General features: G+C 47.1%; 5 protein-coding genes and 2 pseudogenes. 3 read left to right on the top strand and 4 right to left on the bottom strand.

Features of this window, described 5'->3' with window-relative positions:
• Positions 1-296: pseudogene (locus AACZ40_RS27250) on the top strand (AAA family ATPase); the annotation flags it as partial.
• A gap of 776 nt (positions 297-1,072) precedes the next feature.
• Positions 1,073-1,267: pseudogene (locus AACZ40_RS27245) on the top strand (DDE-type integrase/transposase/recombinase); the annotation flags it as partial.
• 1,063 nt (positions 1,268-2,330) lie between these two features.
• Here the strand turns inward: AACZ40_RS27245 and AACZ40_RS27240 are convergent.
• Positions 2,331-2,489: a hypothetical protein gene (locus tag AACZ40_RS27240; protein ID WP_291170697.1), complete on the bottom strand. Its 159-nt coding sequence runs from the start codon at positions 2,487-2,489 to the stop codon at positions 2,331-2,333.
• A gap of 202 nt (positions 2,490-2,691) precedes the next feature.
• On the opposite strand from AACZ40_RS27240, the gene AACZ40_RS27235 reads away from it, so the two are divergent.
• Entirely contained in the window at positions 2,692-5,478 is a 2,787-nt protein-coding gene (locus AACZ40_RS27235) for a reverse transcriptase domain-containing protein (RefSeq protein ID WP_291170695.1), read from the top strand.
• Between the two features lie 307 nt (positions 5,479-5,785).
• On the opposite strand, the gene AACZ40_RS27230 is transcribed toward AACZ40_RS27235, so the two are convergent.
• From AACZ40_RS27230 to AACZ40_RS27220, 3 genes are all read right to left on the bottom strand, one after another.
• Positions 5,786-6,007 (bottom strand): hypothetical protein, encoded by a 222-nt coding sequence (locus tag AACZ40_RS27230; protein WP_339676710.1) that lies wholly within the window; start codon positions 6,005-6,007, stop codon positions 5,786-5,788.
• A 595-nt stretch (positions 6,008-6,602) separates the two neighbouring features.
• Entirely contained in the window at positions 6,603-7,001 is a 399-nt protein-coding gene (locus AACZ40_RS27225; RefSeq protein WP_291170692.1) for a hypothetical protein, read from the bottom strand.
• A gap of 8 nt (positions 7,002-7,009) precedes the next feature.
• Positions 7,010-7,567 (bottom strand): calcineurin-like phosphoesterase C-terminal domain-containing protein (locus AACZ40_RS27220; RefSeq protein WP_339676706.1); only part of this gene is annotated, 558 nt, incomplete at its 5' end.

Here is a 7,567-nt window from a genome sequence, read left to right as displayed (position 1 = left end):
GGATCGAATCCCACGAACACCAGGAGGCCCTGACTGAGATTGCAGAGCTCTGCCGTGACGAACAGTGGCGACTTGCTACCTGGGATATTGATGCGGGATTGAACATCCCCGGACAGAGTGAGACGGAGGCAGCCGGTTCCGATCCTCTGGCCGCCATCCGTGCGGTTAACGCGTTGGCGACACCAGACGGAACAGCAATCATCGTGCTGCAGAACTTTCATCGGTTCATGCAGTCATCTGCCGCAGGTTGTGATCTTGATAACCGTGAAAGTGAGGCTTGCCGACTGCATGCTTGAGTTTCCAGTCAGAGCCTCCGGGGATATCACGTACGCAGAAGAATAGATCGGCATAAACCTGAACTACTTCCGGAGTGAGCTTACAGAACTCAGCAATTTCTGAGTCAGACTGTCCGACTAGAATCCTCGACTCCAGTTCTGCGCGGCGAAGACCATCTTCCTTAAATATCTCGTAAGAAATATGAATCTCGGGGAATTTCTGTCTGTCCCGGGTTTTGAGGTAAGTTAATGCGTCTCTGGTTACCTGGTCCTCAGGTACCGCTTTAAGGCCTGGTTGATTACAAAGTTGTTCTGCTACATCCCACCTCCAGCTGGGGGTAGCAAACGGATCTGCCTTAACCAAGGCGTTTGTCATGATCATCTTAAGACTCCATTCTAAATCTGATGTCGGATTCAAAAAGTACTTTCTAATTTGAAATTTAACCAAGCATCATTATACAGCACTGTCAATGTACGAACCAGATGTTGTCAGTTTGTAACGGCCGTCATGTCCCCCGAATGGGGGACAATTGAGAGTAGATCTTAGAAAACTCCGTACAAGTCTTTCCGTATTCTGGTGACAATCCTGATCTACGAGAACAAGTACTGGACTTCCCCAGGAATAGTGGGCGCCTGCCTGAGAGTGTATACTCTCTGAGAGGAGCTCAGCATGTCTAGAAATGCTAAAACATCGTCGTCAAATCCTAAGGTATCACGACGTGTTTATTCACAGGAATTCAAGCTGGATGCGGTGCGTCTGGTTTACGCAAGAGGGCTATTCACTCGCTGAAGCTACCCGAAAGGTTGTTGGCTGATCGATGTCAAAGACCGTGACAGCTGATCTGGTAGGCGATGCCTTGAAAATGGCCATCGGCCGGCAGAATCCTGGGGAGGGATTACTGATTCATTCTGATCGCGGGAGTCAGTATGCCAGTGATGCGTATCAACGGCTGTTAAGAGAACACGGGATCAAATGCAGCATGAGTCGGAAGGTATTGACGGTCAGCGAGAACTATGGCGACCAGAAGGATCGATTAAGTCCGGAGCTTACCAGCCTAATAGGGGCAATTTTTACCAATACACATAGGGGGCTCAGGTGTTGGATTTAATAACGGGAACCAATTGGACTTCAGTCAATCCTAATTGAAATACTGTTCTTTTATACAGTATTTCTTCCGTTAAAATTGACATGAGGTTCTTTCATTGGACCACGACTACAATAGGGACTCGATTCTAAGGATTCTATGGCATCCTGAGAGCCTTTCTGAGGCAAAAACGATGGTAGGGTCGCATTTTTGGTACAGGGGCCTCCAGTGGACTGGATGGGGTTATAGTTGGAACCTGCAACAACAGAATGAACATGCGAATCCATGTACGGACGGCTCGCATGACTTTCTCAGGATATCTCGCTCAACTTTTTATAACCAAGTCTGTGGCCAGCCTACGCGCGAGTGACTTTCCGGGCGACTCTTTGCTACACAAATTGAGACATCCATTCCGGATCAGCGCCTGCCCATAGCATGAGTAAGGCCCACTTCAGATTTCCCTCCTGGCAGTGATGGCGTAACGCCACATTGGCCTGTTCCTGAAAGCTGGGGAAACGATCCTGGTATTTTTTGAATAGCGGGGTATGCTTTCGGCTGTGTCCATTTTCAGGGACTGGGGGATCGACTGGCTAGTTTTCTTCGATCCATTCCTGGAGCTGGAACACCTTGACCTCTTTGCAGAGTTTGACCAGAGGTTCAATTTCTTCACCGTCAGTGCTGCTCTGTGCTCATATCTCTGGTTTATGGGGCAAGTGAAATTGCCAAGCAGATTGGCAGCCTGGTCAACGTCTTCTGTGGTAAACTGAAATGGACCGACTCTTACCGACTTTGAATCATGCAAAGTTCAAACCGCTTGTAATCAGGAAGGGACAGTAGTGGCTGTTTTGAGGGAACCAATTTTTAGAACCGGAAAATGGAATGATACCATCCGAACCAAATCAAAAATGCGTGAGCCGCTTTCGCTGGGTGCGGCGGGGTGTAGGGCTTATGGTCGTTTTCGGGCTACCGTTTAAGATCGTCCGAAAGGCTTGGATGCATGAACTGAAAAACTGGCAAACAGTTGCAGGTCTCGTGAATCTCGATAGCCCTCCTGTGCCAGACGACGCAGCTCATCATCCGGCTCAATAACGGCTGCAGTGTCTTTACGACTTTCGGTTTTAGTTGACATTTAAAAAGTACTTTCTAGGCTGATTTTATGCATCTACGAAACATGAGGTTAAGTATCCCTTTTGTAAATTAACTCAAAGCTTCTTTAATACTTGTTATAAAAACGCTAATTTTTTTCTGAATTCTGTCCCTCTTATGAATCCAATCTCGCTATTCAATTAACAGTATTATCCTCTAGGCATCGAAAAAACCGGAGTGAATTCATGGAAAACGGATCTTCTCAGATTCCGGAAAACCAGCATGTAGTCATTTATCGCAGGGGGCAGTACATCGAAATAATACCCCCTGTCCCCGAACTATATGAACGTTTTCAGACGGTCCAGCATCTAGCTAAGGCAACGAAGTCTAAGGGGTTTCTTGTGGAAGAAGAACCATTCGTTTTAGTTTGGGAAATGAGAGATCGGTTCAACAAAGAATTTATGCAATCATTCGCCGGTTTGGAAAAGCCAATAAAGCAATTCTTAGAAGAGAGAGGATATCAGATAGAACTTACTGGTCAGCGACCAGATTCACTTCCTGAACCTAACTGGGAAAAATTATCCAGCAACAGAGCTAGCGATCGTCGAATGCTCCGATTCGTTCAGCAGAATGAACGCGGAGTGATTGCATACCGAAAAAACGAGGTGGAAGTCGAATCGTTAATAGCTCAGATCGCGTTGGTATGGCCTGAAGAATCCATAGTCGTGATAGTCACCAGACAACGAGATGCCAAAACGCTTTTTAATAAGCTTAAAAGAAGAGGGCTCTATCAGGTTTCGGTGGCGACTACACATAAAAAGCCAGCTATTGGAAAACGAATCGTAATAGCTACCGATAACGCGCTCAAACAAAATGAGATCTGTACTGAATCGCGATCTATATGTATCTGCTTGAATCCCACAGAAACGGTAAACAGAAAAGATTGGCCACTTCAAATTACAGGACGCTTATATGCATTGCATGATGACGTCCTGGCGTTATCTAAGCAGCAAGTAGACTTCATGGATATGTTTTTTGGCCAAGAATGGTTGTATATTCCCAAGCATGATTTTTTACAACTGGTTCCGGAAGTCTACTTTATGGAATACAAAGGGGGTTACACAGCAAAAGATGGAATACCCCTGTGTAAATTGAAACGAGAAGCTGTATGGCGAAATGACAAAAGGAACCGTTTAATTTCTGGACTTGCAAAAGCGATAGCATATGATGATTTCAGAGCAATTGGTGCGAAATATCCGTCAGTTTCTAAGCCGCTATTGCCAAAAGTTTCTGAAAGAGTAGTGGTCTTAGTGGAAAATCTTGAGCACGCAGCCAGATTGTTAAAGTTCTTAAAAGGGTGGCCTATCGTTGCAGGATCGGTTGCGGACATTAATGCACATGGTTCCCAGGTTCAATATGCTTTAACAGAAGGGAAGAAGCCAGAATCAGCTGTATATAGCGATATAATTATTACCAGTTCAGCCTTGCAACAGATTAATTGCGATGGGGTATTGATTCGGGCTGATGCCGGTATAGGATTGCCGCCATTTTCACGAAAACGTTTAACAGTCGGAGATCGCGTGCCATCGAGCTTTACGATCATCGACCTGACGGACCGACACCACCCATATTTTCGGAAGCAGTCTCAGTACCGGAAAGAAGAATACCTGGATCAAGGTTGGGTTGTGAACGGCGAGTCTAAGAATTCAAGTGAAAGGAGAGAATTTCTGTTTGCTACCACGAAGCCGAATAGAACAACTGTTATGTTGCTCCCCTATTCACGGCAACAGTCACCAAAGATAGACACTGCTTATGATTATTATTTGTATCGCAAAGAGAAACGTGACCAAAAGAGTGGGAAATCCCCGAATGTAATCACACTTAAGCAGATCGCCGATCACGAGTATCTTCTGTATTGTTTTCAGGAACTCCGCCGATATGGAGGGCTAGGGCCTGGAAAAGATGAGATCTCATACTTTGACATCTCAACCTCCGACTGTGCCAAGGTATTCCGCAAGCTGTCAGAGTCACTTTTAAGAGGGCATTATCGACCTCAATTTCCCAGAAAGGTGTCGATCCCAAAACCTGGGACGGACGAAAAAAGGACTTTGAAGATTAATTCAATCTTTGATCGATCAGTGTCCATGGCGTTACACAAAACGCTGGCTCCTCAGCTGGATAAGTTGTTTTTAGAAGGATCATATGGAAATCGCACAAATCGAAGCCCATGGAAAATGCTGGCACAGCTTAAGAAAACGGTAGAAGAAAAAGGCAGATGGGTATTAATAATTGAAGATATAAGGAAGGCCTTTGATAATGTTAAAGTGAAAGACATCATCAAAACGCACCAACAGGCTCAACTGGAGCTAAAAGAGAAGCATGGCATCAAGATTAATGACTCTGTAGTGAATTTGATCTCGACTATTGCGAAGGGGGTGACACAGAAAAGAAAAAAAGGGATCGATCAGGGGAGTAATTACTCTCCCCAATCTCTCAATGTATTGTTACATTATATACACGACGTGCCGCTAAATGCGGAAGTCGCGTTTCCGCTCTGGTACAGGTATGTTGATAATCTGACTTACCTTTGCGAGAGCGTGTCCGAAGGCCAGCGAGTCCTGATAAAAGTTCAACAAATTCTCAACAGTGCGAGTCTCAAGCTAAAAGGTGAAGATGGTATTGTTGATCTACGGAAAACCACAAGCTCCTTGCTAGGTTTTAAACTTCGTAGGTCAAACAATCAACTCATCTATCTTATAGCTCCTCGTTCTTGGGAGAATTTAACAGAACAACTCGCTCACGCCCATAAAACCGTAGATCCAGCTACAAGATGCCGCGAGGTTATTGTCGGCTGGTTAAACGCAATGGGGCCGGCCCTAGAGAACGACGGTGACATCGTCGCTAAGGTTTGTGGTATTGCTGCTCTACAAGGGTTTCAGGAACTCGATCCGACTCTTCTAGAAACGACAGTAACACAAGCACAAGAGCGATGGGTGAAGTTGCTTAGAGATATCAAATACTCTAGTGTGTAAACTGAACTTCAAACGTCTCCGCCTGTTACGGAGTTACAAGTAGGCTAACTGCTTGATGCCGGGGATTATTCTCCGGCTTTTTTTATGCACCAATAGTGGCACAAAACGAAAACACTGAAGCTGTTTAGGGGGATTGATTTCCTTTCTGCTTCAGTTTATTTCAGAAATAAAGTAGGCAGAGAAGTTGAACCTTCTGTTTGATCGAATCTGCGCGATTTCATTTTGCCGGTTCCAGGGGAATCGGTGGCGTCAGTGAAGTCTGCTCATCCCGCAGGGCTTTGACGTCAATCGGATCGTCAGTCGTCCACTAGCTGACTGACGGTTGATGCACCATCGCGAACGAGGTCTGCAGCGGGTAATTGCAAATGCAGCCGGTCGAGAAACAGGGCACGCTCAACAGACCGTCGGCGGCGACCAGACTGTTGCTGCACCCCGATCGCAGGTTCCGCAGACTGAACCCTTTCTTTTGATCCATGTCCACATACGTGGCACAGTTGTTTCGCAGAAAGAGCAGGTTCTGATTGCCCACGGTGTAGTTACAGCCGCTCCGCTTAAACAGGGGGGAGGCAGACAGCTGCTTACCGGTCAGCAGGTCGTACTTGATTCCCGCCTGGTTTGGATATCACCCGGTCATTATTCAGGATGCCTGCCCCCCAGTTTATGTTTTCGTTTGATTGCGAGTGTTCAAAGATAAACCAAATTGGGGAGTCCAGTAACATATTGGACTTCAAAAGCTTCGAATTGACGATTAGATTCTTTATCTTTGTGTTCTGCTTTTAACCGAACAGTCATGCTGTTAAGTTCCCAATCAACATTTGAAATCATTCTCATCTGGTGATCGTGAAACAAAACTCTAAGAACAGGTTCGGGAGAGAAAAGTGGTATCTGTTCCTTGGGACATTAATCCGAAAACGCCCGACCCGGGCAGGGCATCCATCATCCCAACTTTGGTCGTCATCTGGTCAACAAGATGGACGAACTCGGGATCGAAAACGTTTTCGTCTACACACCCGAGTCAAAGAGACATAATATCAGCCGCGAACTGGTCGAGTTCTTTCAGAAACAGTTCGACGCCGTGAAATCGTCAGAGTCCGAAGTGAGCGTAAAGTAAGTCGCCCGCGAGATCATTTTGTCTCTGTTAAAACAAAACAGAATTCGTTCTGCTTTCGTTGAAACGGGGATTCTTCCAGCTGCGCCGACGTACCCACCAGAAAGCCGCCCCAGTCGGCAGCGCCCTGGCCCCAGTGACCGGTGCGAATTTCTCTGTTCGCGGCATCTCGCGGGTCATACACCCTGTTTCCCTGAACCGTCAGCAGAGGACTGTTCAGACTCATTCCGTCATCCTCTTCTGAAAACTGAAATTCGAGCAAGTTCGCTGCTTTCAGGTTTGAGCCCGGAATGGGAAAGGAGTATGTTTGAGGCGTCTGGGGTTGAATCTGTCCCACGACCTCACCGTTCCACACAACAGAGACAGTTCCCCGCGGCGTCCGTTGTGTTTTGGCGTTGGTGATTTTGCTGCCCACGGTAAAGGTCAGTTCTGCGCCCTTGTTGCAGGGGAAGGACTTCCGCCATTCATGACAACCAGGGTACGTTTGCGAACTTCATCGGTCGCCGTACTACGGACCTGAAACGTCATCATCCCTTCCGGCAACCCACGGGTATCGACCGTCGCTGAATAAAGCGTGCGGTAAAACGGTTTTCCGATCTCCTGCATCGGTTGCCAGTCTTCTCCGTTGACCGATAATTCCAGACTTTCACCGGAACGGGGCTGCACGAGATAGGCCTGGATTTTCTCTTGCCCGGTTAAGGGGGCGCCATAGCGGTGCCAGACGATGGCAATCCGCTGTCCCAGACCTTTGTAAAAGCAGTCCATCTGCTCGCCGGAAACATGATAAATCAGATATCCCTGTGGCGAGAGATCCGGACAGAGCTGATTCGCTTTCGGATTCCACCAGCATCCGGCCAGCGCACCTCTGGTCCGATAAGGAACGGGGCTGGTCTTGTGAGTCACAATATGATCGTCGCCCACCAGTTGCAGCCTAACGTCATGCTGCTCCGCGATCTGGTGAAATCCCGGGCAGTATTCCAC

This window comes from uncultured Gimesia sp., assembly GCF_963972345.1.
Classification (GTDB): domain Bacteria; phylum Planctomycetota; class Planctomycetia; order Planctomycetales; family Planctomycetaceae; genus Gimesia.
The sequence above is the reverse complement of the archived record's forward strand: the minus strand, read 5'-3'. Positions and strand labels throughout refer to the sequence as shown.